This is a genomic window from Flavobacterium frigidimaris, from assembly GCF_002217275.1.
Classification (GTDB): Bacteria; Bacteroidota; Bacteroidia; order Flavobacteriales; family Flavobacteriaceae; genus Flavobacterium; species Flavobacterium aquidurense.
In genome coordinates this window covers 187471-214123 of record NZ_MUGV01000039.1, presented here as the reverse complement: position 1 = coordinate 214123, position 26653 = coordinate 187471, and the positions used below count along the sequence as shown (strand labels likewise).

Sequence of the window (26653 nt, the reverse complement as noted above, 5' to 3'; positions counted from 1 at the left end):
TGGGTAATAAAAGTGAAAATGAAGCTACTTTTGCAATACTAAAACGTACTTTTTATTGTTATATAGAAAAACATATTATGAAAAATTTTTTGATTTTATTTTTAATAAGTGTTACCGCTTTTTCTCAAGATTTTAATAAAATAGATGCCAGTGGAAAAAAAGACGGAGCCTGGAAAGGAACATATGAACTTTCCAAACGTCCACGTTATGAAGGAACTTTTAGTCATGGTAAAGAAACAGGAATATTTAAATTTTTTGATGACACTAAAAAAGGTGATGTTGTAGCTACTCGAGATTTTACTGCTAATGACGGCAGTTCATTTACTATTTTTTATGATCAGAATAAAAATAAAGTAAGTGAAGGAAGAGAAGTGGGTAAAGCCCGTGAAGGGGAATGGAAATATTATCATAAAGCTTCGAAAGTGGTTATGACACTTGAAAATTATAAAAATGGTAAGTTAGAAGGTGTGAGGTCTGTTTTTTATCCGGATTCTAAAATTGCAGAAGAAATGACGTATAAAAATGGTTTAAAAGATGGGACTTATAAAAAATACGGTCAAAATGCCTTTCTTTTAGAACAGAGCACATATAAGAATAATGAGTACAACGGAGACGCTATTTTTTATGATTCTGATGGTGTTATGGCCTCTAAAGGAAAATTTTTAAACGGAAAGAAAGTGGGAATGTGGCAGTTTTATCTAAAAGGAAAATTAACTAAAGAAGTAAATATGAGCGATCCGAAAAGCAATTATAAAGCGGATTCAAAACCTAAAATGGAATAATAGGTCTCGAAATTGCTTGAGTAAAAAGAATTTTTTTGCCACGAATTCACCAATTTATAAATCAATATTTAAATTCGTGAATTCGTGGCAAACTTTTTTCTAAATTTGATTTGCTAATACTTTAAGTAAATGGATTTAAACGAACTTATCGGAAGGTTTTTATTATTGTTTTTCTCAATTTTGGTTTTGTATTTTTTCTCTAACAGAAAAGATAATGAAACTATAAATCCGTTGATGGTTATTGTTGGTCTTTGTACTTTTTCATTGTGCTATTTATTCACAAAAATCGAAATTGGAGTAGGCATTGGGTTTGGATTATTTGCTATTTTCTCGATTCTAAGATTCAGAACGCAGTCTTTTACTGTAAATGCCATTATTTTCCTTTTTGCAACCATCACACTTTCTATCTTAGATATTATGTATCCGTATGAAAAGATTGAAGTGTTATTGTTCTTCCAAATAATTATTATCGGATTTTATATTTTGGCTTCGGTTTTAGTCAATAAAAAAGCATCTAAATATCTGAATATTGTCGATGTCAAAATTCCTCTAGAAGGCGACTTTTCGTTAGAAAATCAAAGAATTCGAAAAATGATTCAGCAAAAAATTAATATTGACGATTTCGATTTTAAAATCATCCTGATCAATACGGTTTCAAATGAAATAGATTTGCAGGTTTTCTATTGATTATTCGTTAAAAGGCCTAGCCTGTTTGATATATAAAGCTCTGTTTTTTCCAACAATTTTAAATTCAATATCAACAGGGTTTAATCTGTTTTTTTTCCAATAACGATTCATTTGGGTTTCAATTTTTTGACTAACAAGATTTAGACTGATCATTTCTTTGTTACTTAACAAAGGTTCATTATTGTTTAAATTGGAATTGGAGATATAATCGACATTAAAATCTTCATCAGCTGTTTTTTCAGGCGTCAGGTAATAAGCCGTGAATTGCTCGCAAATTTCTCCTTTTTCAGGTTTCACAACTGAGTTTTCTCCTTTTTGTATGTTAACCGTAATACCCGGGAAATTTTTCCTGAAGATATTTTGAGTAATGATTACGCCATTTGCCAATTCATCTGGAAAAGAACGATGCACCAAAACGCCCATAGCAATACTTTGCTGATCGATTCCAAAAAGCTCTCTTTCGGTGTAAGACCCTTCATTCCATACACTGGCCCAAACTTGCTTAATTGCCTTTTCGAAAGTTTTTATACTATCACCTAAAATTCCGGTTTTAGAATCGTAAAGACCGGCGCCATTAAAATCATCTAAATCTTCAGCATTGGTAGAAGACCTGAATCTGAAATTTTTAAAGGCTGCATTTTTATACGCTTGGTTCAGTTTTGCAATTAAATCCGGATTAATTGGTTCTTTTTTAATAGCATCCCGAATTTTTTTTAATTGATGATTGATCCATACTGTTGAATCTTTATATGGATAGTCTAAAAGCTCTTTAATTAAGGGTGATATTGATTGCTTCTGAATGTGTTGGGTATAAAAATAAAAAGGAATAGCATGCGCATTTTCAGGAGTTTTAAACGAAATATCTTTTGTAATATCTTTTGAAATCGCAATTAAATAGGCCAAATTTTGTGCTTTTGAGCCAATAAAATTCACACCTTTTTTGGGTATTGAATTCAAATCGACTAAATCTGTAACACTATTATCAATAAGCAATTGCTTCTTTTTGGAAATGGTTTTGTTATTTATTTTTTTGGTTGTTTCTTTAATGTAAAAAGTGTCAATTTCAATTTTTAACTCTACTTTCTTTGAAATCAATCTTTTGATAGTGTTGTCTTTAAAAACAGTTGTATAGGCCATAATCGGAATCTTTCTGTTTTTACCTAAAAGTACTAAATGACTTAAAGGTGTTTGAAGTTCATTCACAATAATTCCTCTTACATCTGGCAGAATATCGGGCGTTCCATCTAAAATTATAATTTCGTCAGTCTTTGGTTTAATCGTCTCTAAATCTTTTATTTTATATGGTTTTAAGATACCAACGTTACTTCCTGAAACGATCTCCTGATAGGTAATTTCATTAAAAATGTAATCTGATTTTACACAGGGAATTTTGAATTTATTTTCCTGATACCACTGCATTTTTTCAGGATTATTCAAATAGAATTTTAAATTGGGTCCAATGAAGCTGGATTTTAAAATTAAATTATAAAAGTTTTCAATTAAAGGAACAGACATGCGATCTGACGCAGCTAACTCAAAAATCCATTTGTCAGTTCCTTTGATATGGTTTAGATTTCCCAGTAAATAAGTTCTGTCTTTTTCGGAATCGCTATAATTTTCCTGATTAAAGATTTCTACTTCTTTGTCATAACCTAAATAGTTGGTTGCAAAATCGTAGTGATGCGAAATTAAGGCACTATTGAAGTAGTACATTTTTTTGTTCTTCAAATCATAAACAATTTTTACCGATTCGATATTTGAAAATTTATCTGATAATGGTTTCCCTTTAAATGCTTTATAAGCTTCGTAATTGGACAAAGAAGCACTGTAGCTTTGTGCGCTTAAAGAGGTTATAATGAAGAGGAAAATAAAAGTGTAAACAAATTTTCGCATGACATTTTTATTGAATAATAAAAGTAATTAAAAAAAACGATAGGTTTTATCTACTGCAGGATTATATAAACTAATCAAAACTAGTCTAATTATCTATATTTTGGCTTACCTTTGCACCCTTGTAAAATATAAACGATTTAGAATGAAACGTGTAGTAGTTGGACTTTCTGGTGGAGTAGATTCGAGTGTTGCAGCTTATTTATTGCAACAACAAGGATACGAAGTTATAGGCCTTTTTATGAAAAACTGGCACGACGACTCGGTTACTATTTCTAATGAATGCCCTTGGTTAGAGGATAGTAATGATGCTTTACTGGTTGCTGAAAAACTAGGAATACCGTTTCAAACTGTCGATTTAAGCGAAGAATACAAAGAAAAAATCGTTGATTATATGTTCAACGAATACGAAAAAGGAAGAACTCCAAATCCTGATGTGCTTTGTAATCGCGAAATCAAATTTGATGTTTTCATGAAAATTGCCTTAAGCCTTGGTGCTGATTATGTAGCAACAGGACATTATTGTCAAAAAAAGGAAATTGAAGTAGATGGAAAGCCAGTTTATCAATTAATTGCCGGTGCCGATAACAACAAAGATCAGTCGTATTTTTTATGCCAATTGTCGCAAGAACAATTAGCAAAATCACTGTTTCCAATTGGAGCTTTAACCAAACCGGAAGTGCGCGAAATTGCTGCTGAAATGGATTTAGTAACGGCTGAAAAGAAAGATTCTCAAGGATTATGTTTTATTGGAAAAGTACGTTTGCCGGAATTTTTGCAACAAAAATTGCAACCTAAAGAAGGTAAAATTGTTCAGATTGATAAAAACGATCCCATTTATATTATTGAAAAACCAGCTGGTTTATCGGTAGAAGATGAATTGAATTTAGAAGCTCAAAAACGTGCTTATCTTCCAACAATGGGAAAAGTAGTGGGTAAACATCAAGGGGCTCATTATTTTACAATTGGACAAAGAAAAGGTCTGAATGTGGGCGGAACAACAGATCCGTTATTTATTATTGCGACCAATGTTGAAACCAATACCATTTATACTGGTTTGTCAAGCAACCATCCAGGTTTGTTTAAAAAAGCTTTATTTATTGAAAAATCTGAAGTGCACTGGATTCGTACTGATCTTGCTTTAAAAGTTGGTGAAACAATGGAAGTTATGGCAAGAATTCGATACCGTCAGCCTTTGCAAAAAGCTACTTTGCATCAGTTTGAAGATGGAATGTATGTTAGTTTTGATGAGTCGCAATCTGCCATTACTGAAGGTCAGTTTGTTGCCTGGTATTTCGGTAATGAATTAGTTGGTTCGGGAGTAATTTCTTAGCTTTATACTTTTTATGGAGGTTTATCCTTTAAAAAAAGTACAGTATGAAGCACATTTTTACGTTTACTTTATTGTTATTTTCTCTTGTGATGTTTTCTCAGGAAGAAGATGCATGGGTTTATTTTAAAGATAAGCCAAATGCACAACTGTTTTTAAATAAGCCATCAGATATGCTTTCGCAACGTTCTTTAGATCGAAGAACGAATCAAAATATAGCTTTAAATAGTACCGATGTTCCTGTTGAGAAAACATATATTAATCAGGTAAAAGCGAGCGCTGGAATCAAAATAATGGCGCATTCAAAATGGTTAAATGCACTTCATATTCGTGGAACGCAAATTAATATTCAGGCACTTAAATCATTATCATTTGTAGACAAAGTTGTTTTTGCTAATAAGGCTTTAAATACAACTGCGAAAAAAGTTAATGAGAATCTGGTAACCCAAACTAATGATAAGCTTAAAACTACTGTAGATTACGCTTACGGCAATTCTGCCAATCAAATTCAGATGCTTAACGGGCAGGCTTTGCACAAACAAAATTATACTGGTGCCGGAAAAATAATTGCTGTTTTAGATGGTGGATTTCCAAATGTAAATACTGCGGAACCGTTTAAAAAGCTGATAGACAATCATCAAATTTTAGGAGGTTATGATTTTGTGTCTAAAAGTGAAAATTTTTATACAGGTGACAATCATGGGACAATGGTTCTTTCTACGATGGGAGGTTATAAAGAAAATGCTTTGATTGGAACAGCACCAGATGCTTCTTATTATTTATTTATTACAGAATATGACCCGACTGAAAACCCGGTAGAAGAATCTAATTGGGTGGAAGCCGCTGAAAAAGCAGATAGTTTAGGTGTAGATATTATAACCACTTCATTGGGTTATTTTGAATATGATAATGTCAATTATAGTCATACTTACAGTGACATGAATGGTACTACCAATTTTATTTCACGAGGTGCAGAAATCGCCTTTAGTAAAGGAATAATTGTGGTGGCTTCGGCAGGAAATGAAGGCACTACATCAGAGCCTCATATTGGCGCGCCTGCAGATGCCGTTTCAGTGTTAACTGTTGGATCTGTTACTTCAGCAAAAGTAAAATCAGGTTTTAGTTCTATAGGACCAAGTTTTGATGGGAGAATAAAACCCGATATTATGGCGCAGGGTACTGCAGCTGTGGTTTCTGATGTAAACGGGAATATTGTCACTACAAACGGAACTTCTTTTTCTTGCCCAATAATAGCTGGAATGATTGCCTGTTTATGGCAGGCATATCCATCTAAAACCAATAAAGAAATTAGACAAATGATTTTAGAATCATCTGATAAATTTGCTGCACCAAATAATAATTATGGATACGGTATTCCAAATTTCGGATCTACTTTAGGCGTTGAAAGCTTTCAGGTTTTATCTCATTTTTCAGTTTTTCCAAATCCAGCTAAAACTTTTGTTTCTTTTTCTTTTTCAAATGAAAATTACAACGCATTAGTCTCAATTTACTCCGTTTTGGGACAAAAATTAATCGAGAAAAAAATCACAAATCAAAACCCAATTCTTTCTGTAGAAGCATTAGATAGTGGACTTTATTTCTATACTTTTGATGCCGAAGGTTTGCATAAAACCGGAAAGATAATCAAACAATAAGAACCTGCTTGCATGAATAAAATTACACAACTTTTCAATATAAAATACCCAATAATTCAAGGCGGAATGATCTGGAACAGCGGTTATAAACTAGCATCTGCAGTTAGTAATTCAGGAGGACTAGGCTTAATTGGTGCAGGTTCTATGTATCCTGAAGTATTAAGGGAACACATTCAGAAATGTAAAAAAGCGACTGATAAACCTTTTGGTGTTAATATTCCGATGTTATATCCCAATCTGGAAGAAATCATAAATATTGTGGTGGAAGAAGATGTGAAAATCGTTTTTACTTCGGCAGGAAACCCTAAAACCTGGACTTCTTTTTTGAAAGAAAAAGGGATTACGGTAGTGCATGTAGTAAGTAGTAGTGTTTTTGCCTTAAAAGCGCAGGAAGCTGGAGTAGATGCAATTGTTGCTGAAGGTTTTGAAGCGGGAGGACACAATGGACGAGATGAAACTACAACATTGACTTTGATTCCGATGGTGAAAGAAAAAATTCAGATTCCGATTATTGCTGCGGGGGGAATCGCAACGGGAAGAGGAATGCTGGCAACCATGATTTTAGGTGCCGATGGCGTTCAGGTTGGAAGCCGCTTTGCCGCTTCAATAGAATCTTCTTCGCACAATAATTTCAAAGAAACAATAGTTAAAGTAAAAGAAGGAGATACACAATTGACTTTAAAAGAATTGGCTCCAGTTCGATTGGTGAAAAATAAGTTTTATCAGGACGTTCAGGAATTATATGAAAAATGTCCTTCTAAAGAAGATTTGGTTCAACTTTTAGGAAGAGCAAGAGCCAAAAAAGGAATGTTTGAAGGAGATCTTGAAGAAGGCGAACTTGAAATTGGACAGATCGCCGGATTGATTCATGAAATTCTTCCAGTCGAACAAATTATTCAACAAATGATCACTGAATTTGAAGATGCCTGCAAAGAAAAAGCTAAATTTGAGTTTTAATTATCTGCAAGAACCTACAATATGAATTCTATACGAACCTACATACTATTACTTTTTTTAACATTTGGTCTGCAACAGGTTCAAAGTCAGTCTTATCAATTTAAAACTTCAGGATTTAGTGTTTTAGAAAAAAACGAAAGAGGAAAATGGGGCGAATGGTCCAATCTCGATTTAGTAAATCTCTCTGTAATTCTAGATACTAATAAGCACCGAATTGTTGTTTATTCTCAGGAAATCCAACTTTTTAGCATTTTAGATTATATAGAACGGGAAGAGAATGATACTGATATTGTTTATTCTTTCATGTGCAAAGACAATGATGGAAAAGAATGTAAAGTATCTATTATAACCCGTAAAAAGCAAGATTATCGTAAACAGCTTTACATCAACTATGATGATCGTATTATCGTATATAATATTTTTAGTGTTTAAATCATATAACTATATATAGATAAAAAACAAACAAACCCGACAGGATTGAAAAAAATCTCTAGGGTTTGTCATTAAAAAAAATCTTAGAATCTTAGAATCTCAGAACCTTTCTCAAGAAATGTCTTTAATAAAATCATCATACTCTAAATAAAACATTTCAAGAGCATTCATCTTTTCAAAAAAGAAATCAAAAATAGTATCCCAGTTATTGCGATTGCTAAAACCTACGCCTTGTATTTCTGTCCAAATACGACTAATCGTTTTACCGCTTTCTAAAGTATAGTTTTTTTCGAAAACCAAATCTTTAATAAATTCATCTTCCAGAATTCCTTTTAAAGCTTCTAATTTTTCAAAATAAGCATTTCGTTTTTCATCGCTTCTTTGTTCGATATCAATAAATACCTGCGCCTTTTTATTATCTACATAAAATTTAAAAGAAAAATCTTTTATTTTGGTGTCATACAGAACCCATTTTCTTGGATATTTTTCGGCAAAAGCCACCCAAAATTCTCTTTTTATTTTCTGTGATTCTTCTTTACTGTACATTTTTTAAATTTTGTATAGCCGTAACTATTTAATATTGGAGTTTAAAATTATTTACGTATAACGTACTGTTTACACCACCTTCATATAAAATTCCATCGGCACTTGAAGCGAAAACTACAATAATATGCGTTGGTTTATCTGTTGCACTACCATAAAGACCATTGCCAGGTTTCTGATAATCAGGATATGATGAATCTAACGTTCCGTAGGTCAAATTTACACTAATATTTTGAAGATTTATGCCTGTTGTGGTGCCAGTTCTGTGCCAACCTGTTGCAATTCTTTTAATAGCATTTGGATTATCTCTATTTTCGAGGATTACATAAATATCAGCCTGATCTGTTTTGTCCATAACTTTTCCTTTTCCATCCTGATAAGGTGTTCCGGCGGTGTATTTAATTTCTGCAGAAAAACTTTTTGGTTTCGCAGTAAATGGAATTCCAAATTGTGTTGAAGCCGGAGGATTAGAAACATTCAAAACAAATTTCCCTGTAAATAAAGTGCCAGAACCCATACGTTGGCCAACAATGCCTGAAACGCTACCAAGATCTTTAGTGATAATTTGTGCTACATAATCTGTTCCTGTATTTAGATAAGGGTAAGTTGTTACGTTGGCGGCACTGGTTGTTGTAGTTCCATCATTTGCAGTTGCCCATATAGTATTGTCGTTTAATCCAGGTTGTTTATAAGCTTTTCCGGAAGGTGTATACCAGTCATCAAAAGCACTGTTTTCCAGTTGAGGATTAGAACCTTCCTGAGTAACAATAACTGTATAGATGGCTTTGTTTCCGTTTTCGGCCGTTACAGTGTACGTTTGCGGAGAGGTAAAATCACGAACTGTTTCTTTTACAGGAGACAGGGTTGCAAAAGTTGATAAAGCTAGTGAATCAATAGCTAATTTAGTTACGTCAGCATTGGTATCAACAGTAATTTTGATTTCTTTTGTTTCCTTGTTAATTTCAGAAAAACCAGATTGATTTTGTAATGTAATATATCGAATATCATTTTTATCAGAAGCACCAAAATGATTTTCATCAACACAAGCGATTATTAAGAATAACAGACTTAAAGTCAAAACGGAATAGCAGAAAATCCTTTTCATTTTTTTAGACTTTTTTTGATTGGAAAATAATAGTAAAAACCGATATTCAAGCGAAGTAAATTAATACTAAAATCAGAGTCTGTTCCATGAGATTTCTCTGTAATTTCGTCATTTACTTTTGTTTCTGTCCATGATGCTTTAAATCCTGCAATTTGTGCCCCAACTTCTACAGAAAAACCTTTAACGACATTCACCATGATTCCAGGATTTATTTGCAATTCGATCGAACGATCTTTAGAATAGGTCCTGGTCAATAAATCATCTGTTGTCCTTTCTTCCAGAGAACTGCTAAAAGAAGTTCCTAACAGAATTTGGTTGTATAAAAAGAATCTTTCTTTCTGATCGAGAGGAATAAAATTCTTCATCACGCCATAAATTCCATAAGCGTCTTTTGCATATTGAACTGCTGTTGCACTATTTTGTGAGTCAGTTTCCGTCTGTTCTCTTCTGATATTTTCGTAACTGATTAATGCTCCCAGGGCAAAGTTGTTCTTGATAAAATAACCAGCATCAATGCTTGTTTTAAACTGATTGCGGGATTCATCATTTACATCAACTAATAAACCTTCTTTTTTGTCCGTATCTTTAGTTGAAAATGAAAAAGTGATACCACTATACATATTGCCTTTTCCGGTAAGTTTGTGTTTTAAATCGAGACTGTCTTTTGGTGTTGTTTGCGCAAAACTTGTTTTTGATAAAAATATAAAAAGAATTAAAAAACTATATCGGATTATCTTTTGACGCATAAATTGGTTTTTTGATGGTTTTGGAGTCTTTTATAAAGTGTAAAGCAGCAATAGTTTACATCATAAAAATACAATTTTTATCCAATTCTTTATTTACTAATCATAAATTAAGCGATTGAGAAATATAAAACTTGTGAGATGAGGATTTCTAGACTATCTTTAGGTTTAATTTTTTACAAAAACTTCCTTTAATCATGGATTTTCAAGATTTTTTGCAATATGTTCCTAATTTAATTCCAGTTGAATTGCCAGCCACTTTGTCTCATATAAAAATGGCCCCAAAAGGACGCATCGAAGAACTCAAAAATCTTGATTTGTCAACCAAAACGCCGAGAATTGCTGCTGTTATGATGTTGTTTTATCCTAAAGATGAGAAGACGCATTTAGTTTTAATTGTTCGGAATGCTTATAATGGAGTTCACTCTTCGCAAATTGCTTTTCCTGGTGGCAAATATGAAATTTCAGATGTAAATTTTCAGGAAACAGCACTAAGGGAAACAGAAGAAGAAGTTGGTGTTTCGTCTGAAAAAATTAAGATCATAAAGCATTTTACACCAATGTATATTCCGCCAAGTAATTTTTTGGTGCATCCATTTTTGGGAATTGCCAACGAAGAACTTTCATTTTTTCCGGATATTAGGGAAGTAGCAGATATTATTGAGTTGCCCTTATCAGTCTTTTTAAATGATGAAATTATTATCGAAGCCACATTGTCAACTTCTTACGCCGAAAATGTTTTAGTTCCCGCTTTTAATATTCAAAATCATATCGTTTGGGGAGCAACTGCGATGATATTGAGCGAGCTAAGAGACGTCCTGAAAGCAACTTTTGAGGAAAATTCGTAAAAACAAAAAATTAATGATTTGATATTCATTATAATAACAATTTATTTCCGAAATTGCTTAATAGTATTGCTAAAAGAATAATTTTTGTATGTTTGCGACCTAACAAAAAAAAACAATAAGCACTTATGGGATTGTTTAAGCGAAATCCTTTTGGACATATATTATTCATCAAGAAATGGTTAATCCGAATCTTGGGCTCAATGACGCACCGAAGATACAGAGGTTTTAATGAATTGCAGATTGAAGGATCTGAAATTATTAAGACACTGCCAGATAATAATGTATTGTTTATTTCGAATCACCAGACTTATTTTGCTGACGTTGTGGCGATGTTTCATGTCTTTAACGCAAGTTTAAGCGGACGTCAAGATACTATTAAGAACATTGGTTATTTGTGGCAGCCTAAAATGAATATCTATTATGTTGCTGCAAAAGAGACGATGCAAGCGGGTTTATTGCCAAGAATTTTAGCTTATGTTGGCGCTATTACAGTGGAGAGAACATGGCGTGCTAAAGGTGTTGATGTTACGGAAAAACGTGAAGTTAATCCAAATGATACTGAAAATATTAGAATTGCGCTTGAAGATGGTTGGGTAATTACTTTTCCGCAAGGAACTACAAAGTCTTTTAAGCCAGTTCGTAAAGGAACGGCGCATATTATCAAACAGCATAAACCAATTGTAATTCCGATTGTTATTGACGGTTTCCGTCGTTCATTTGACAAGAAAGGATTACGAATGAAGAAAAAAGGAATACTACAATCTTTTATCATCAAAGAACCTCTTGAAATTGATTATGAAAATGATACTATCGAAGAAATCGTAGAAAAAGTAGAATATGCTATTGAACAACATCCATCATTTTTAAAAGTTATTCCAGCTGAAGTAATTAAGGTAGAGGAAGAACTTAACGAAATGAGAAGATGGAGTTATAAGGGGCCGGAAAATGAATATTAGTTTGTAAATATTTTTATGTTTCAGTTAGAAACTTAGCAACTTAGTGTCTCAGAACCTTAGCAGTTTAAATTAAAAATCAATTTTCTTCAACTCTTTATAATTAGCATATAATCTTCGTAATAAGGTTCCGTAAAGCAATCGGTAAAAACACCAGAATAGACCAAAAAACGCACAGGCAACCAAAAATGCTATTCCGAAAGTTATAAACATCGTTCTGCCATTTGCGGCTAATTTTTCTCTTATAAATGCCATGTCAGGATTATAGACAAAGGTGATAAAGAAGCTTAGAATTGCTGTGATCACAATTATTACCAGATTGTACCAAACATAATACTGCACTGTTTTGCGTGTTCTTAAAATAGCGCTCATTAATGATTTTGTAGCAACTGTAGTTGAAATTGTAGCGTAGTTTTTATAGAATAGGAATACAAAAACCAATCCAATTAGATAATTTAGATAAGTTAAGTATTCAAGTGCACTCACAATTTCCGGATGATTACTTTTCTGTAAGACATCATCTGTATTAAGGAATAAGTTTGAAAAAGTCCAAAATGAAATCTCTACAATACTAATTATCAGAATCCACTTCACGATAGAAGATGATTTCTTGTGAATCATTCTGTAGATTTCTTTTTCAGAAATTTGTTCAAAAGAATCCGAGTTCTTTTTCCAGTCTTTTTTTAATAAATCCAGTTCTTTCATAATAATTTTTAAGGATTTAGTATTTTTTTAAGTTTCCCTTTAATTCTATTCATTTTCACACGCGCATTCACTTCGCTGATTCCCAGGGTCTCTGCTATTTCTTGATAATCTTTGTCTTCTAAATACATAAAAACTAATGCTTTTTCGATGTCATTAAGCTGGTATACGGCTTTATACATCAATTTAATCTGTTCTTCTTCTTCATAGTTGTAATCAACATCTTTTACAAAATGCTGATGACTTTCATATTCTACTGTCGATATGGTTCTTTTGGTTTTTCGATATAAGGTAATGGCAGTATTTAAAGCCACACGATACGTCCAGGTCGAAAATTTACTGTCGCCCCTAAATTTTGGATAAGCTTTCCAGAGCTGAATAGTAATTTCCTGAAACAAGTCTTTGTGTGCATCTTCGCCAGCAGTATATAATCTACAAATCTTGTGGATTATATTCTGATTAGCCTTCAATTGCGCAACAAATGACTGTTCTAGGTTTTCGCTCATAATGTATTAGTAGTATTGCAATCTATTTTGTTACAAAGATTTTTTCTTTAGCTATTAATTGCACAAACTTTCTATAGTTTATTATAATTTTTTAGATAAGTAGATGCGTCTATGCCCTTTCGGAAAATCTTTTATTTCACCAATTGTTTCGTAACCATTTTTTAAGTAAAATTTTTCCGCTTGAAAATCAAATGTATCAAGCATAGAAATTTTGACTCCTTTTTCTCTCGCAATTTTTTCAGCATGTTTCAAAATCCAGGTTCCGATACCTTTATTTCGGTATTTTTCTTCTACCCATAAAACTTTAATTTCAAGTCCGTTCCAATATCCAATACCTGCCAATATTCCACCAATTTCAATACCGTTTTTGGTTTTTGCCACAAATTCTAATGGATCCCAGGTATCTGAAATTGCTGGAACTTTACTCAAATTAAACTCATTAATTCCATCAATTACTTTCTCTATATTTTCTTTAGTACAAGTTTCAAGAGTAAATTCTGTTATTATCTCCATTTTAGTTTTTAAGATCTTTTTATTGTGAAATTGTGTAATTGCTTTAGCTGTTCAGTATCACTAAAGTTTTGTTAGCTTTTATAAAGGCTTGGTTTTATAATAATTCACCATCAAATCTACAAATTTACTATAACTGTCTATGCCGTCTTTTTGATTGTTTGTCTTTAGGAAATTATCATAAAAAACATGAAAACCTTCATCTATAAAAGTGTCATACTGTTTCCAGAAATCCTGACTTTCCTGATAGTTTTTTAAGATTCCAACATGCGTTTGTTTCTTTAACTGGTCGAAAATTTTCTCATTTTTAACTTGCCAGATCCCTAAACAATAACGTAAGGCAAAACTGTATCCGGAATATTGATAATATAAATTATTGTTTTTTACCGATGCTAAAACACCTATAAAATTACATTCGCTTTCACTTGCAAAACCCATTTGGTGTGCCATTTCATGACAAGTGGTAACCGGAAAATTGTACATTGGCAATAGATCATTTACCTGTGCTTCATTAGTAAATGGATTGAGATAACCACCAAAACCCATATAAGTTAACGGCAGACTGAAAAGAGATTTTTTGACACTTAAAATTTCATATTTAAAATAAGGATGTTCTTTCGCAAGATTTTCATAACCTTTAAGATTCATCTGAAAAGCTTCTTTTTGAGAGTAAGGAAACACGACTTTTGAACTGTCGTTTTTGGTTATCTGAAATTGAATTTCGTTGGTTTTTAAAATTAACTTTTTAGTGAAAGCCAATAATTCGGCATCAGTATATTCTCTTTTTATTTCCATCTTTTCAAACAGGGGTTCGCGATAATAATTGAAAGCCCAGAGAACATGAAACAAAAAGTAAAAAACAGAAATTTTACCTATGATTTTTAAAAGATGGTCTTTCCAATCTGCTCTCCATGTTTTTCTGATTTGCCAAAACCAGCTAATTACAGATAGGATTAGAATAGCATAAATAAGATCACCAACAGAAAATGGGATCTTACCTAAAAGTGTGCGTAAGAAATGCGAAATTCTGATATATAAATTATTGCTGTAAGCGCCCTCGACAAAATCCGGGAAAAAGGGCAGGATCCTCAGGAAGATAATTTGAATTGCAAGAAATAAGGGTAAAATATATTTTGATTTCACATTGTAAATTTTGGATACGTAAATATAAATACAATATTAACTGATTAAAAAAAAGTTGGCCAGGAATTCCAAAAATTTCCGCTAATTAAGGTTGTCCTTTATTAATAGTTTGATTTTACTTGCATTTAGAGTCCTTTTAATTTGTGCTAATTCGTGTAATTCGTGGCCAAAAAAACTAAGACATCACTTTAAACTTTGTAACTTTGGAACTCTTAATTGTTAAACTTCAAACAAAATATAATGAGTCAGGAAATAAGAAACCTCGAACCCAAAGCGCTATGGAATAAATTTGCAGATTTAAACGCTGTTCCGCGTCCATCAAAGAAAGAAGAACGTGTGATCGAGTTTATGAAAAACTTTGGAAATAGTCTGGGTCTGGAAACTTTTGAAGACGAAATTCGAAATGTAATCATCCGTAAACCTGCAACTCCGGGAATGGAAAATCGCAAAGCAATTGTAATGCAGGGACATCTTGATATGGTACACCAAAAAAATGCTGATACAGTTTTCGATTTCGATACGCAAGGAATCGACATGTATGTTGATGGTGACTGGGTTCGCGCTCGCGGTACGACATTGGGTGCTGATAACGGATTAGGGGTTGCTACAATTATGGCTATTTTGGAAAGCAAAGAAATTCCGCATCCGGCAATTGAAGCTTTGTTTACAATCGACGAAGAAACAGGAATGACAGGTGCTTTAAATCTTAAAGGAGGAATCCTTCAAGGTCAGATTTTATTGAATCTGGATACTGAAGAAGATGATGAGATTGATATAGGATGTGCTGGTGGAATTGATGTAACGGCTACAAGAACCTATCACGAAGAAGAAGTTCCGGAAGGATCAGTGGGTCATATTATTACCGTAAAAGGCTTAAATGGTGGTCATTCAGGAATGGATATTCATAAAGGTTTAGGTAATGCTAATAAAATCATGAACCGCTTGTTGTTTGATGCTTTTGAAAACTTCGGTTTGCAGGTTGCTGAAATTAATGGTGGAAGTTTACGTAATGCTATTCCGAGAGAAAGTGTTGCTAAAGTTATTATTTCTGAAATGTTTGATGAAGCCTATATCTTTGATATGCAGGAAATCATCAACGATATTAAAGCGGAATATAAAACGACTGAACCAAACTTATCTATTGAAATCGTAAAATGCGATTTACCTGAAAAAGTAATGGATTTAGGAGTTCAGGAGGGAATCATCAGAGCGATTTATGCTGCACATAATGGTGTTTACAGAATGAGCGCTGATATGGATGATCTGGTTGAAACTTCAAATAATATTGCTCGTGTTATTGTAAAAGATGGCGAAATTTTAGTTGGATGTTTAACGCGTTCTTCTGTTGAAACTTCAAAATTTGATTTGGCTAATTCACTACGTTCTGCTTTTGAACTGGTAGGCTGTGAGGTTGAGCTTTCAGGTTCATATCCAGGCTGGACACCAAATGTACATTCTGAAATATTAGATACTTTGGTTGGAATTTATGAAAAACAAAATGATGAGAAACCAAAAGTGGTAGCTTGTCACGCTGGTTTGGAATGTGGAATTTTAGGAACAAATTATCCTGATATGGATATGATTTCTTTTGGACCAACAATTCATGGTGCGCATTCACCAGATGAAAGAGCAAGTATTTCATCTGCTCAAAAATATTGGAAATTTGTATTAGAAATTCTTTCAAATATTCCAGTTAAGTAAAAAAGTCTCAGTTTACAGTCTCAGTTTACAGTTCTAAAAGTAACTGAAAACTGCGACTGCGACTGAAAACTAAAAAAAAAGTCTCAGTTTTCAGTCTCAGTTTTCAGTTCTAAAAGTAACTGAAAACTACGACTGCGACTGAAAACTAAAAAAAAGTCTCAGTTTTCAGTCTCAGTAATCAGTTCTAATAGTAACTGATTACTGAGACTGTGACTGCAAACTAAAAAAAAGTCTCAGTTTACAGTCTCAGTTTACAGTTCTAAAAGTAACTGAAAACCGCGACTGCGACTGAAAACTAAAAAAAAGTCTCAGTTTACAGTCTCAGTTTACAGTTCTAAAAGTAACTGAAAACTGCGACTGCGACTGAAAACTAAAAAAAAGTCTCAGTTTTCAGTCTCAGTAATCAGTTCTAATAGTAACTGATTACTGAGACTGTGACTGCAAACTAAAAAAAAGTCTCAGTTTACAGTCTCAGTTTACAGTTCTAAAAGTAACTAAAAACTGCGACTGCGACTGAAAACTAAAAAAAAAGTCTCAGTTTTCAGTCTCAGTAATCAGTTCTAAAAGTAACTGAAAACAGAGACTGTGACTGAAAACTTAATTAATCTCTCTTCGGATTATTTTTCTTCTCGCGTTTCTCTTCTTTCTTTTCTTTAGCCGTTTTTAACGGTTCTTTTTTTGCTGTTTTTTTAGCATCCTGACTCTTTGACATATTTTTTTTGATTAAGTTATTTTATTTATTTTCAAGTAAATATAAGTTCTATTTTTGGTTTATGATGTTAGTTTTGCTGATATACTTCAATTGAATCTTTGGCAAGTCTTTGTTTTAGCCACATTTTCATTTTTATTTGTGTTGCTTCATCAAGACCTTTAGTACTCTGAAAAAGAATTACAGGAATAATTTTTGATCTGGTTGCGTCATTTTCGATAGTGTAATTTCCAATTTTTAATGAAGTCAATGTTGGGAATAAAATTTTAGCTTCATTGTTAATCTGGTTCGTGTTGAAATTGTATTGCGATAATTGATTTCTAAGGCTATTGATTAAAATATCTTTTTGATCGACCGCAGTTTGGTTGTTATTAATCTGATTCATAATATCTTTTCTCAAATTAACGGTATCTTGTCTAATAATGAGTTTTGTATTGGGTAAATTGTAATTAATCAGTTTCTTATTAAGATCTTTAATTTCTTTGTCATCGAATTTTTTGGTTAAAAAAGCCAATTCAATTTTTTTAGGATCTGCATTGTATCGTATTTTTTTATAGATAAGAGGATAATCTTTGTTGTGGAATTCATCTTGAAGAAAAACTTCTACTCTTGAATTATAACTTTTTTGATTGTATAACTGATAAGCAAAATAAACACTTGGGGTAATTAAAAATAAGATTAAAATCGAGATCCCATATTTTACTCGTTTTTGATGTTTTTGGTCAAGCTGTTTTGTAATGGGGTATTTCAAATATTTAACGATCAAAAAGGTAGCAATGCAAATAAAAACACAATTAATAGTATACAGATACATGGCTCCCAAAAAATAGATGTAATTTCCTAATGCCAATCCATAACCAGCGGTACAGAGCGGAGGCATTAAGGCTGTTGCAATGGCTACTCCAGGAATTGGATTTCCTTTTTCTAGTCGTGTTACGGCTATCACTCCCACTAATCCGCCAAAAAAGGCAATTAAAATATCATAAATATTAGGAGAAGTTCGGGCCAATAATTCGGATTGGGCTTCTTTAAAAGGGCTTGCATAAAAATATAGAGTTGAAGTGACCAGACTTACCAGGGTCGCTATGATCAGGTTTTTAATTGATTTTTTTAAGAGTTCAAAATCGTACATTCCTAAACCAAATCCTGCGCCCACGATTGGTCCCATTAAAGGAGAAATTAACATAGCTCCAATAATAACAGCTGTCGAATTCACATTTAATCCCACAGATGCAATAATTATAGCGCAAGCTAAAATCCAAATATTAGAACCTCTGAAAGACACAGCGTTCGTTATATTTTCGATTACAGATTTTTTATTTTCTTCGCCTTTATGAAGATCAATAAAATTCAGAATTTTTTGAGTGATATCGGTCATTGCTTTTAATGGAATAATTGAAAATTAAATTTTCGATAGAAGTAAGGATGTCTAATTTAATCAAAAAAAAGGATTAAATACTTGATTTGGGAGATAAACTATGTGAAATACCCAGAAAAAGAAGATAAAAGTTTCTCTTTCAGACATAAAAAAATCCTTAATAAAAAATTAAGGATTCGAATATTTTTATTTAAAACGAAATCTAATTTCGTTTTAAAACTTTATATTGTTCATAACAACCGCTTATAGCATCCAGAATTTGTAAATCATTTGCAGATTGAATAAAGGAGTCAGAATAATTGCAACGTTGCAAAATTTCAGGAATTTCATCTTTGCTTATACCTAAAAGCACAGCAAGTGTTTCACGATCGTATTTCGATTCTAAAAGATTTCGAATCGTATCGTCTTTTTTCATATCCTTTAGTTTCTTAAGCTCTTTTCCATTTTTTCCAAAGAAATTGTAAAGCATATCAGCTGGATTGAAAATAGATCCTAATACTTTTCCAAAGGCATTTGGCGCATATTCACCAGCTTCATAACCCTGTGTTAGACCAGAAATGCTATAACGATAATTTTCTTTGGTTGGAATTAATTTAGAATCAATTTCAAGATAACCAGTTAAGTTAAAAGGAGCAATAACAACTTCTTCCAGCGCAATTGCTTTTTCTGTAAGTTGAATTCTTGTTACTTTATTTTTTATCCAGTCATTCGTTACTCTGATTCGCAGAGACTGAAATCCTAAAAGAGAGAAATGAAGCGTGTCATTTGGCTGCACGTCAATCTCAAAATATCCTTTAGCATCAGACATTGCACCACGTACTTTGTTTGTGTTAATGACATTTACATTAGGAAGTGGTTGTTTACTATTATCGTTGTAGATATAACCAGAAACTCTCTGAGGAGTGGTGGGTTCAGTTTCTTGTGCAAAACTGATGGTCGATACTAGTATAAAAAAGAAAACTGCGAAATATTTCATATCCTGATTTAAAGCACTAAAAGTAGTAAATCGGGATTAAATATTTCGCAGTCTTCGAATATAATTATAAGAAAATTAACAAAGCAAGTAGTGTTGCTTTTAGTATTTAAATAAAAAGGTATGAGAAAGATTAAATTGAATTGTTTTTAATTAGAAAAACTTATTCCAGAAAGATCTTCGGTACAAAAAAATCCCAAATTCCAATTATGTCTGGAATTTGGGATTTTGTATTTAAGATGATTAAAATTAATCTCTCCTTGGTCTTCTTGGTCTTGGTGAATCACCAAAACTTTCAGAACGTCTTGGAGCTCTGTCTGAACTTCCTTCAGTTCTTGGAGTTGAACTTCTGAAACCACCTTCTCTTTTTGGAGCAGATGAGTTTCTGTCGCTTCTGAAACCACCTTCTCTTGGAGCAGCGTTTCTGTCGCTTCTAAAACCTCCACCACCAGAACCTTCACGTCTTGGGCCGAAACTACCGCCTCCAGAACCTTCACGTCTCGGTCCAGAACTACGTCCTCCACCGCTGCGTCCGTTATGGTCACGTCTTCCTCCGCCATCATTTTTAGAAATTTCAACATTAATACGACGTCCTTCTAATTGTACGTTGTTTAATACTTCCATTACTTTTTCAGTGTGCTCAGGATCAGTGTTAAAGAAAGAGAAACCTTCTTTTACATCTACTTTGAAAACGTCATCACGACCTAAGTCTAATGTTTCTTTCAAATAATCTTTCAGTGTCATCCAGTCGAAATTGTCTCTTGAACCGATGTTTACAAAATAACGAACTGCTCCGTTATTATTGAATTCTCTTGGTTCAGAATCACTTCTTTCACGTCTTTCTCCTGCTTGAGATGAAATATCTCTGTTCTTTTTATAGTAAGCAATAAAACGGTTAAATTCTACTGAAACCATTTTCTTAATCAATTCTTCTTTAGATAAACCTTCAAGAACATTGTTGATTGCTGGTAAATAGTTGTCAATTTCGTGATCAACTTCAGTATCTTTAATTTTGTTTGCTAAGTGCAATAATTGAATTTCGCAGATTTCGATTCCAGATGGAATAGATTTTTCTTCGAATTTTTGTTTGATAATTCTTTCGATAGAAGAAATTTTACGCAACTCACTTTTTGTAACAATTACAATAGAAGTTCCTAATTTTCCAGCTCTACCAGTACGTCCAGAACGGTGATTGTATGTTTCAATTTCGTCAGGAAGTTGGTAATTTACTACGTGAGTAATATTATCAACGTCAATACCACGTGCAGCAACGTCAGTAGCAACTAGCATCTGAATTTGTCTTCCACGGAAAGATTTCATTACACCATCACGTTGCGCCTGAGATAAATCTCCGTGCAATGCAGCAGCGCTGTATCCATCTTCAATTAATTTTTCGGCTACAGCCTGAGTATCTCTTTTAGTACGACAGAAAACCACAGAGAAAATATCCGGGTTAGCATCGGCTAAACGTTTTAAGGCTTCGTAACGGTCACGTGCATTTACTAAGTAAAATTCGTGAGAAACTGTTGCAGAACCTGAGTTCTTAGCTCCAACAGTAATTTCAACCGGGTCGCTCATGAATTGTTTTGCAATTCTTGCAACCTCTTGCGGCATAGTTGCAGAGAACAACCATGTGCTTTTTTGATCTGGTGTATCAGATAAGATAGATACGATATCTTCATAGAATCCCATGTTCAACATCTCATCAGCCTCATCCAAAATACAGTAATCTATATTTTTAATGTTTACTAAACCTCTGTTAATCATGTCTTGCATTCTTCCCGGAGTAGCCACGATAATTTGTGCTCCTCTTTTAATGTCCCTAGCTTGCTCTGTAATACTAGCCCCGCCGTAAACTGCTACCACATTAATACCTTTCTCGTATTTTGAGTAGTTTTTAAGTTCGTTGGTAATCTGTAAACAAAGTTCTCGTGTTGGCGATAAAACTAATGCTTGTGTATTCCTGTTGTCAGCATCAATTTTTTGAATTAGCGGAAAACCGAAAGCTGCCGTTTTCCCTGTCCCTGTCTGAGCCAACGCAACCATATCTGTGTCTTTTTCCAATAATAGGGGAATCGCTTTCTCCTGTACTTCTGACGGATTCTCAAATCCTAGATCTAAAATCGCCTTCAGTAACGATTCATTCAATCCTAATTGTTCAAATTTATTCATATGTGTATTTAAAATAGGGTGCAAAATTACTGTTAATATTCCACATAAACTAATGCATTTTTAAGAATTATGCATTTGTTATGATTTGATTATCAAAAAGTTATGTTTATCGCAAAATCAATTTGATAAGAAAATGAATAAATTTACGTCTGGTAATATAAAATTTACCCTTTAAAATGTTGTATTTTAAACAATTATTTTGTGGAGTTCAGAAAATCAATTAGTTGCTGAGTTGCTTTTGCGCGATGACTGATTTTATTTTTGATTTCTGAGGATAATTCGGCAAAAGTCTCCTTATAGGTTTCAGGTTGAAAAATAGGATCATACCCAAAACCGTGATTTCCTGCTTTATCCATAGTAATACCTCCTTTTGCAAGTCCGGTAAATAAATGTTGTTGGCCATTTAAATTTAAAGCAATAACGGTCTTGAACTGTGCACTGCGATCTGATTTGTCTTTTAAGGCAGTTAAAAGTTTATTCATATTATCGTCAGCATTTTTTTGCTCGCCGGCATATCTTGCAGAATATACGCCAGGTTCTCCGTTTAAAGCCGCAACTTCTAAACCTGTATCATCAGCAAAACAATCGTAACCGTATTTTTGAGTTATATAATCCGCTTTTAAAATGGCATTTCCTTCAATAGTATTTGCCGTTTCAGGAATTTCTTCATGACAGCCAATATCTTCCAGACTTAATAATTGTATCGATCCATTTAAAATGCTTTGAATTTCTTTGATTTTATTTAAATTGTTTGATGCAAAAACGAGTTTCATAATAGGGAGTTTAGTTAAAGGAGTAATTGTAATACAAATTTAGAATTCTTATATTTGATAAGTTGCCTAAAAATAAAATAAATGGAGATATCCTTATTATATAAGAAAATAACACCTTTTGTAAGGCCCTATCGAAAAATGGTTATTGCGACTTTATTACTTACTTTTTTAGGTTCATTTGCGGCACAGGTGAATGCTTTAATAATAAAATATACAGTTGATACAATTAGTAAGCTGATGGTTGCGCATGAACCTTTATCAAAAGGGTTTCATTTATTAGGTATTATTAGTGTTGTTTTGCTTTCTAAAGAATTGATTTATTCGGTGGTGCAATTTGGACAAAAATTCTATGGAGAAAAATTGCGAATCTTTATAACCCGTGATATTTCTCAAACCATAGTGGAGAAAATTCTGAGTTATAGAATGGAATTTTATTCGTCAAGCGAAAATGAAAGCGGAAAACTCCAAACCCGAATAGATTTAGGAATCAGCAGCTTAACAAGGCTGGTTCAGAATTTCTTTATTGATATTTTGCCTTTGTTTGCCAATGCTTTTGTGGCATTGATTTTAATGTTTTATGCCAATGTCTATGTTGGTTTAGTGAGCTTGTGTATTATTCCGATTTATTTTTATGTGAGCCAATTGCAGGCCAGTAAATTAAGTGGTTTTAGAAGAAGAATGCGTAATTATCGTGAAACGAAGAACAACGGAATCATAAGTTTAATTGAATCGATAACCGTAATAAAATCTTTTGTTCGAGAGCCAATGGAGGCGAATCGGCATAAGAATATTCAATTTGAAATGACCGAAAATCAATTGGCAACAAGAAAAACCAGTTTTATTTTTGAAAGTATTAAAGGTTTTATTGAGCAAATAGGAGTGGTAATTATCATTATTCTGACTGCTTATTTTGTTTTGAATAATACGATGACCATTGGGGCAATCATGTTTCATATAATGCTTTTTAACAATGTTTCATCGCCAATTAGACAATTGCACAGAATTTATGATGAAGTAAATGATGCGTTGATTTATTCCGAAGGATTTTTCGACATTTTAGAATCGGATCAGGAAAAAGAAACGAGTGGAAGTTACATTCCAGAGAAAATTGTCGGGCTTATAGAAGTTAAGAATGTTGATTTTTTCTATCCAAATGGAACGAAGGCACTCTCAGATATTAATTTTACCATTAAGCCAAATGAAACAAGCGCTTTGGTTGGATTAAGTGGTGCCGGAAAAAGTACTGTTATTAATTTATTGGATAAATTTTATTTGCCTTCATCAGGAAAAATTTATCTGGATGGAGTAGATCTAAAGGATTATGATACCGATTTTCTTCGAAAAAATATTGGATTGGTTTTACAAAAGAATCATATTTTTAAAGGTACAATTGCCGAAAATATTTTTTACGGAAATCCTGACGCTACACAATCGGAAATTATTGATGCGGCAAAACAAGCTTATATTCACGAACAAATAATGGAATTGCCAAAAGGATATGATTCGGATGCGCATTTGCTTTCAGGCGGACAACAACAACGCATTGCCATTGCCCGATTATTTTTAAAAAATCCACCAATTATTTTTCTGGACGAACCAACGGCTAGTTTAGATGCAATTGCAACAGAGCAAATTAAAAAATCTCTAGATGCTATTAAAAAAGACAGAACCGTAATTATTATTTCGCATAGTATTTCTCAAATTATTGATGCTTCTCATATAATAGTTTTGGAGAAAGGAAAATGCGTAGAGCAAGGAACGCACGATGAATTATATGATAACAAATCGGTTTATTATGAAATATTTACCGCTATGGCGAATAGTTTAAATATTGATAAAATTACTCAGACACTTGATTAATGTTTTAAGTGGGATTTTTGTCAAAATTTTAAGCTTTGACAAAGATTAGGTTCTTTAATTAGACAGACGAAAGTGTATTATTTTCCCAAAGGATTTTATCAATGATAAAAGCAATTGCAATTCCAAAAGTATAAGCCATAATATCAGTCCAAAGAAAACTCTGACCGAGAACATATCTTCCAAAAAGTGTTTTTCTCAATTCTATCATCCATTCGCCTTGATAGAGTTGTAAAAACTCAATTCCGTAGCAAATTAAAAGAGAAATAATTGCTGTTTGAATTACTTTTTGATGCATCAATATTATTCTTATAAGTACATACATCATAACGGCATACAATAAATCGCCTACGTATAAAGGAATAAAGCTTGTTTTTCTGGAAAGTATTCCGAGAAAAATAATTCCGACAAAAGTGATGAAATAGTAGAGTCTGTTTTTTTTCAATTTTCAATTTTAGTTGGCAACATTAGTACTTTTTAGGTAAACAAAAATACAAAGATTCGGATAGCTATATTTTATTTTCTAAATTTATCAATTCTAAAAAACTTTACAAAAATAACCACATGATTACAAGATTTTCAACACTCATTTTGGCTTTATTTCTTTTGACTATTTCAGCTTATTCTCAAAAAAGCAATTCATTTAACGTTAAAAAACAACTTGAATATTGTGCTGTACAAGCTTCAAAAACATTAAAAGTAACTCCGGATGACGGAACTTCTCCGAGAACTGTTCCGAATGGAAGCAAAGAATGGAAATTTGTGGGTTATAAAGACTGGACAAGTGGTTTTTGGCCAGGGGAGTTATGGTATTTATATGAAGCAACCGGCGATAAAAAATGGGAAAAAGAAGCAGATAAATTCAGTCGATTTTTAACACCATTATCTGTAAGTAAAGCCGGTGATCATGATTTAGGTTTTCAGGTTTTCAATAGTTTTGGAAATGGTTATCGCTTAACAAAAAATAAGGAGTACAAAGATATTATCTTGAAAACTGCAGATACGCTTGCAACACTTTTTAATCCAAAAGTAGGAACAATTCAATCGTGGCCACATAATAAAATGGGTGGCCATAATACGATTATTGATAACATGATGAATTTAGAATTGCTTTTTTGGGCTTCTAAAAATGGTGGAAATAAAAAGTTATATGATATTGCCGTAAAACATGCCGAAACTACAATGGCCAATCATTTCAGACCAGATTATTCAGCTTATCATGTCATTATTTATGATTATGAAACGGGCAAAAAGATAAAAGGAAGAACAGCACAAGGTTACAGCGATGATAGTATGTGGGCACGTGGTCAGGCTTGGGCAATTTATGGATTTACAATGGTTTACAGAGAAACAAAGGATCCTAAGTTCTTAGATTTTGCACATAAAGTAACACGTGTTTATTTGGACAGATTAACAACAGAAGATTTAATTCCGTATTGGGATTTTAATGCGGCGGGAATTCCGAATGAACCAAGAGATGCTTCTGCGGCTGCGATTGTATCCTCGGCATTAATCGAATTGAGTTCGTATACAAAAGATAAAAACCTGAAAAACGAATATTTAACAAAATCTAAAAAAATGATTGTTTCACTTTCAGATCATTATCAAAGTCATGATGTTAATTCGGCTTTCTTGCTTCATTCAACGGGGCATAAACCAGCCGGAAGCGAAATTGACTGTTCTATAAATTATGCTGATTATTATTATCTGGAAGCACTTCTAAGACTTCAAAAACTAAAATAAATTAAAGATTATGATGAAGAAGATAAGTAAAGTTTTATTTGTAATTACAATTGCATTAATGGCGATAAGCTGCAAAAACACCAAACAGAAACTTCAGGAATATGTAGTTTCCTATAATAAAACTGCTGTCAATTTTAAAAGCGAGAAGGTGACACTGACAACTGCAAGAGGCTACATGAATGACAACAAAATTGAATTGCGATTTGAAACGGATTTAGAGCAAAATGAATCTAATAAAACAACAGTCGCAACAGAATTTCCGAAGCTATTGAAGGAAATGATTAACAAAGACGATAATTTTAAAGAATTAGTAGAAGAAGGAGTGCAGTTTGATGTTTATTACCTGGCAAATGATAATACTGTTCTGGAGAAAAGAATTATCAATAAGGAAGAAATGTCTCTATTGTTGAAATAAGTAATTCTAAATATCATTCCTGAAATAATTTACAGCCTCTTTAATCGTTTTTAAAGAGGTTTTTTTTGGAAAAACAATTCGGTTTTGGTTTTTGTAAATTCAATAATTCTGAGGGTTAATTTATTTGTAGTTAAATAATTACGTTT

Annotated in this window: 25 protein-coding genes; 12 read left to right on the top strand and 13 right to left on the bottom strand. The window is 32.8% G+C overall.

Features of this window, described 5'->3' with window-relative positions:
- Nucleotides 1-77 precede the first annotated feature (77 nt).
- Nucleotides 78-782, top strand: a complete 705-nt coding sequence (locus B0A65_RS20365) for a toxin-antitoxin system YwqK family antitoxin (RefSeq protein ID WP_074656848.1) — start codon at nt 78-80, stop codon at nt 780-782.
- 129 nt (nt 783-911) lie between these two features.
- Nucleotides 912-1469, top strand: coding sequence for a DUF4956 domain-containing protein (locus tag B0A65_RS20360; RefSeq protein ID WP_074656849.1), 558 nt, complete (start codon nt 912-914; stop codon nt 1467-1469).
- Here the strand turns inward: B0A65_RS20360 and B0A65_RS20355 are convergent, their stop codons facing one another.
- Nucleotides 1470-3362, bottom strand: coding sequence for a PEP/pyruvate-binding domain-containing protein (locus tag B0A65_RS20355; protein WP_074656851.1), 1893 nt, complete (start codon nt 3360-3362; stop codon nt 1470-1472).
- A 142-nt stretch (nt 3363-3504) separates the two neighbouring features.
- Between B0A65_RS20355 and mnmA the strand changes: the two genes are divergently transcribed.
- Genes mnmA through B0A65_RS20335 form a run of 4 tightly spaced genes read left to right on the top strand, consistent with a single transcriptional unit; the run spans nt 3505 to nt 7733 of the window.
- The gene (gene mnmA, locus B0A65_RS20350) at nt 3505-4692 is read left to right on the top strand and encodes a tRNA 2-thiouridine(34) synthase MnmA (protein WP_074656854.1); all 1188 of its coding nucleotides are present in this window, start codon (nt 3505-3507) and stop codon (nt 4690-4692) included.
- A gap of 44 nt (nt 4693-4736) precedes the next feature.
- A complete protein-coding gene (locus B0A65_RS20345; RefSeq protein WP_074656856.1) occupies nt 4737-6344 on the top strand; it encodes a S8 family serine peptidase in 1608 nt (535 codons plus the stop codon).
- A gap of 12 nt (nt 6345-6356) precedes the next feature.
- Complete coding sequence (locus B0A65_RS20340; protein ID WP_074656859.1) at nt 6357-7301, top strand: NAD(P)H-dependent flavin oxidoreductase; 945 nt, start codon at nt 6357-6359, stop codon at nt 7299-7301.
- A gap of 21 nt (nt 7302-7322) precedes the next feature.
- Nucleotides 7323-7733 (top strand): hypothetical protein, encoded by a 411-nt coding sequence (locus B0A65_RS20335; RefSeq protein WP_074656862.1) that lies wholly within the window; start codon nt 7323-7325, stop codon nt 7731-7733.
- A gap of 111 nt (nt 7734-7844) precedes the next feature.
- Here B0A65_RS20335 and B0A65_RS20330 read toward each other — a convergent pair whose 3' ends face one another.
- Genes B0A65_RS20330 through B0A65_RS20320 form a run of 3 tightly spaced genes read right to left on the bottom strand, consistent with a single transcriptional unit; the run spans nt 7845 to nt 10127 of the window.
- Complete coding sequence (locus B0A65_RS20330) at nt 7845-8279, bottom strand: DUF4268 domain-containing protein (RefSeq protein WP_074656865.1); 435 nt, start codon at nt 8277-8279, stop codon at nt 7845-7847.
- Between the two features lie 28 nt (nt 8280-8307).
- Nucleotides 8308-9381: a PCMD domain-containing protein gene (locus B0A65_RS20325; RefSeq protein WP_074656868.1), complete on the bottom strand. Its 1074-nt coding sequence runs from the start codon at nt 9379-9381 to the stop codon at nt 8308-8310.
- Nucleotides 9378-10127 (bottom strand): hypothetical protein, encoded by a 750-nt coding sequence (locus tag B0A65_RS20320; protein WP_074656870.1) that lies wholly within the window; start codon nt 10125-10127, stop codon nt 9378-9380. Before B0A65_RS20320 ends, B0A65_RS20325 begins: the two co-directional genes overlap by 4 nt.
- A 194-nt stretch (nt 10128-10321) precedes the next feature.
- On the opposite strand from B0A65_RS20320, the gene B0A65_RS20315 reads away from it, so the two are divergent.
- Nucleotides 10322-10972: an NUDIX hydrolase gene (locus tag B0A65_RS20315; protein ID WP_074656871.1), complete on the top strand. Its 651-nt coding sequence runs from the start codon at nt 10322-10324 to the stop codon at nt 10970-10972.
- A gap of 125 nt (nt 10973-11097) precedes the next feature.
- Nucleotides 11098-11928 carry a lysophospholipid acyltransferase family protein gene (locus B0A65_RS20310; protein WP_074656874.1) on the top strand — a complete coding sequence of 277 codons (831 nt, stop codon included), beginning with the start codon at nt 11098-11100 and terminating at the stop codon, nt 11926-11928.
- A gap of 69 nt (nt 11929-11997) precedes the next feature.
- Here B0A65_RS20310 and B0A65_RS20305 read toward each other — a convergent pair whose 3' ends face one another.
- The 4 genes from B0A65_RS20305 to B0A65_RS20290 all read right to left on the bottom strand — a co-directional run bounded on the left by B0A65_RS20305 (nt 11998) and on the right by B0A65_RS20290 (nt 14786).
- Nucleotides 11998-12630, bottom strand: a complete 633-nt coding sequence (locus tag B0A65_RS20305) for a hypothetical protein (protein WP_074656876.1) — start codon at nt 12628-12630, stop codon at nt 11998-12000.
- Between the two features lie 8 nt (nt 12631-12638).
- Nucleotides 12639-13133, bottom strand: a complete 495-nt coding sequence (locus B0A65_RS20300) for an RNA polymerase sigma factor (RefSeq protein WP_026982022.1) — start codon at nt 13131-13133, stop codon at nt 12639-12641.
- 81 nt (nt 13134-13214) lie between these two features.
- Entirely contained in the window at nt 13215-13646 is a 432-nt protein-coding gene (locus B0A65_RS20295; RefSeq protein WP_083370358.1) for a GNAT family N-acetyltransferase, read from the bottom strand.
- 78 nt (nt 13647-13724) lie between these two features.
- Entirely contained in the window at nt 13725-14786 is a 1062-nt protein-coding gene (locus B0A65_RS20290; protein ID WP_074656879.1) for a DUF3810 domain-containing protein, read from the bottom strand.
- A 240-nt stretch (nt 14787-15026) separates the two neighbouring features.
- Here B0A65_RS20290 and B0A65_RS20285 point away from each other — a divergent pair, with 240 nt between their 5' ends.
- Complete coding sequence (locus B0A65_RS20285) at nt 15027-16487, top strand: aminoacyl-histidine dipeptidase (protein ID WP_074656881.1); 1461 nt, start codon at nt 15027-15029, stop codon at nt 16485-16487.
- A 779-nt stretch (nt 16488-17266) separates the two neighbouring features.
- On the opposite strand, the gene B0A65_RS20275 is transcribed toward B0A65_RS20285, so the two are convergent.
- The 4 genes from B0A65_RS20275 to B0A65_RS20260 form a co-directional block, all read right to left on the bottom strand.
- On the bottom strand, nt 17267-18574 hold the full coding sequence (locus B0A65_RS20275; protein ID WP_083370359.1) for a DUF389 domain-containing protein: 1308 nt from the start codon (nt 18572-18574) through the stop codon (nt 17267-17269).
- A gap of 202 nt (nt 18575-18776) precedes the next feature.
- A complete protein-coding gene (locus tag B0A65_RS20270) occupies nt 18777-19550 on the bottom strand; it encodes a carboxypeptidase-like regulatory domain-containing protein (protein WP_074656884.1) in 774 nt (257 codons plus the stop codon).
- Nucleotides 19551-19796: 246 nt separating this feature from the next.
- Entirely contained in the window at nt 19797-21719 is a 1923-nt protein-coding gene (locus tag B0A65_RS20265; protein WP_074656885.1) for a DEAD/DEAH box helicase, read from the bottom strand.
- 194 nt (nt 21720-21913) lie between these two features.
- Nucleotides 21914-22492, bottom strand: coding sequence for a non-canonical purine NTP diphosphatase (locus tag B0A65_RS20260; RefSeq protein WP_074656887.1), 579 nt, complete (start codon nt 22490-22492; stop codon nt 21914-21916).
- 81 nt (nt 22493-22573) lie between these two features.
- Here B0A65_RS20260 and B0A65_RS20255 point away from each other — a divergent pair, with 81 nt between their 5' ends.
- A complete protein-coding gene (locus B0A65_RS20255) occupies nt 22574-24352 on the top strand; it encodes an ABC transporter ATP-binding protein (RefSeq protein WP_074656889.1) in 1779 nt (592 codons plus the stop codon).
- A gap of 58 nt (nt 24353-24410) precedes the next feature.
- Here the strand turns inward: B0A65_RS20255 and B0A65_RS20250 are convergent, their stop codons facing one another.
- The gene (locus B0A65_RS20250) at nt 24411-24794 is read right to left on the bottom strand and encodes a ribosomal maturation YjgA family protein (protein ID WP_074656892.1); all 384 of its coding nucleotides are present in this window, start codon (nt 24792-24794) and stop codon (nt 24411-24413) included.
- 119 nt (nt 24795-24913) lie between these two features.
- Here B0A65_RS20250 and B0A65_RS20245 point away from each other — a divergent pair, with 119 nt between their 5' ends.
- Complete coding sequence (locus B0A65_RS20245; RefSeq protein WP_074656895.1) at nt 24914-26092, top strand: glycoside hydrolase family 88 protein; 1179 nt, start codon at nt 24914-24916, stop codon at nt 26090-26092.
- Between the two features lie 10 nt (nt 26093-26102).
- Nucleotides 26103-26507 (top strand): hypothetical protein, encoded by a 405-nt coding sequence (locus B0A65_RS20240; protein WP_074656897.1) that lies wholly within the window; start codon nt 26103-26105, stop codon nt 26505-26507.
- Nucleotides 26508-26653: the final 146 nt, after the last annotated feature.

Coding starts and splice junctions, on each gene's coding strand:
- B0A65_RS20365 (WP_074656848.1), top strand. CDS start 78: ATGAAAAATTTTTTGATTTTATTTTTAATAAGTGTTACCGCTTTTTCT.
- B0A65_RS20360 (WP_074656849.1), top strand. CDS start 912: ATGGATTTAAACGAACTTATCGGAAGGTTTTTATTATTGTTTTTCTCA.
- B0A65_RS20355 (WP_074656851.1), bottom strand. CDS start 3,362: ATGCGAAAATTTGTTTACACTTTTATTTTCCTCTTCATTATAACCTCT.
- mnmA (WP_074656854.1), top strand. CDS start 3,505: ATGAAACGTGTAGTAGTTGGACTTTCTGGTGGAGTAGATTCGAGTGTT.
- B0A65_RS20345 (WP_074656856.1), top strand. CDS start 4,737: ATGAAGCACATTTTTACGTTTACTTTATTGTTATTTTCTCTTGTGATG.
- B0A65_RS20340 (WP_074656859.1), top strand. CDS start 6,357: ATGAATAAAATTACACAACTTTTCAATATAAAATACCCAATAATTCAA.
- B0A65_RS20335 (WP_074656862.1), top strand. CDS start 7,323: ATGAATTCTATACGAACCTACATACTATTACTTTTTTTAACATTTGGT.
- B0A65_RS20330 (WP_074656865.1), bottom strand. CDS start 8,279: ATGTACAGTAAAGAAGAATCACAGAAAATAAAAAGAGAATTTTGGGTG.
- B0A65_RS20325 (WP_074656868.1), bottom strand. CDS start 9,381: ATGAAAAGGATTTTCTGCTATTCCGTTTTGACTTTAAGTCTGTTATTC.
- B0A65_RS20320 (WP_074656870.1), bottom strand. CDS start 10,127: ATGCGTCAAAAGATAATCCGATATAGTTTTTTAATTCTTTTTATATTT.
- B0A65_RS20315 (WP_074656871.1), top strand. CDS start 10,322: ATGGATTTTCAAGATTTTTTGCAATATGTTCCTAATTTAATTCCAGTT.
- B0A65_RS20310 (WP_074656874.1), top strand. CDS start 11,098: ATGGGATTGTTTAAGCGAAATCCTTTTGGACATATATTATTCATCAAG.
- B0A65_RS20305 (WP_074656876.1), bottom strand. CDS start 12,630: ATGAAAGAACTGGATTTATTAAAAAAAGACTGGAAAAAGAACTCGGAT.
- B0A65_RS20300 (WP_026982022.1), bottom strand. CDS start 13,133: ATGAGCGAAAACCTAGAACAGTCATTTGTTGCGCAATTGAAGGCTAAT.
- B0A65_RS20295 (WP_083370358.1), bottom strand. CDS start 13,646: ATGGAGATAATAACAGAATTTACTCTTGAAACTTGTACTAAAGAAAAT.
- B0A65_RS20285 (WP_074656881.1), top strand. CDS start 15,027: ATGAGTCAGGAAATAAGAAACCTCGAACCCAAAGCGCTATGGAATAAA.
- B0A65_RS20275 (WP_083370359.1), bottom strand. CDS start 18,574: ATGACCGATATCACTCAAAAAATTCTGAATTTTATTGATCTTCATAAA.
- B0A65_RS20270 (WP_074656884.1), bottom strand. CDS start 19,550: ATGAAATATTTCGCAGTTTTCTTTTTTATACTAGTATCGACCATCAGT.
- B0A65_RS20265 (WP_074656885.1), bottom strand. CDS start 21,719: ATGAATAAATTTGAACAATTAGGATTGAATGAATCGTTACTGAAGGCG.
- B0A65_RS20260 (WP_074656887.1), bottom strand. CDS start 22,492: ATGAAACTCGTTTTTGCATCAAACAATTTAAATAAAATCAAAGAAATT.
- B0A65_RS20255 (WP_074656889.1), top strand. CDS start 22,574: ATGGAGATATCCTTATTATATAAGAAAATAACACCTTTTGTAAGGCCC.
- B0A65_RS20245 (WP_074656895.1), top strand. CDS start 24,914: ATGATTACAAGATTTTCAACACTCATTTTGGCTTTATTTCTTTTGACT.
- B0A65_RS20240 (WP_074656897.1), top strand. CDS start 26,103: ATGATGAAGAAGATAAGTAAAGTTTTATTTGTAATTACAATTGCATTA.